The 663-nt window shown below is 63.8% G+C and carries 1 protein-coding gene; it reads left to right on the top strand.

What is annotated here, in order from left to right:
* Positions 1-663: IS30 family transposase (locus tag KVT39_RS36455; protein WP_254640793.1), on the top strand; the 663-nt coding region annotated here is incomplete at both ends.

Here is a 663-nt window from a genome sequence, read left to right as displayed (position 1 = left end):
GAACGCCAGTGGTCGCCGCAGGAAATCGCGGCTACCCTGAAGCGGACCTTCCCCGACGATCCGAGCCTGAACGTGTCCCACGAAACGATTTACAACGCCATCTATGCTCAGCCTCGCGGCGAGTTGCGCCGCGAACTGATTGCCTGTCTGCGCCAGCACCGTAACAAACGCCTGCCGCGATCGCGTGGCACCGATCGGCGCGAGACGATTCCTGACATGGTCAGCATCCACGTGCGGCCGCCCGAGATCAACGATCGACTCATGCCGGGCCACTGGGAAGGTGACCTCATCAAGGGGGCGGCCAACAAGTCCTCCGTGGCTGTGCTCGTCGAGCGTATGAGCCGCGCAGTGCTGCTGGCCAAGATGCCGGACGCGACCGCTGCGTCGGCGCTGGCCGCCTTCACGACCAAACTGCAATCGCTCGTCGAGCCACTGCGCCAGACGCTGACCTACGATCAAGGCCGCGAGATGGCGCGGCATGCCGAGCTGACGGCCGCGACCAACGTGCGTGTCTACTTCTGCGATCCGCACAGCCCTTGGCAGCGCGGCACGTGCGAAAACACCAACGGCCTGCTGCGCCAGTACCTGCCCAAGGGTACGGATCTGTCCGTCTACTCTCAAAAAGACCTCGACGCGATTGCTGACAAGCTCAACACACGACCG

Source organism: Burkholderia sp. GbtcB21 (genome assembly GCF_019091065.1).
Taxonomy (GTDB): domain Bacteria; phylum Pseudomonadota; class Gammaproteobacteria; order Burkholderiales; family Burkholderiaceae; genus Burkholderia; species Burkholderia pyrrocinia_C.
The sequence above is the reverse complement of the archived record's forward strand: the minus strand, read 5'-3'. Positions and strand labels throughout refer to the sequence as shown.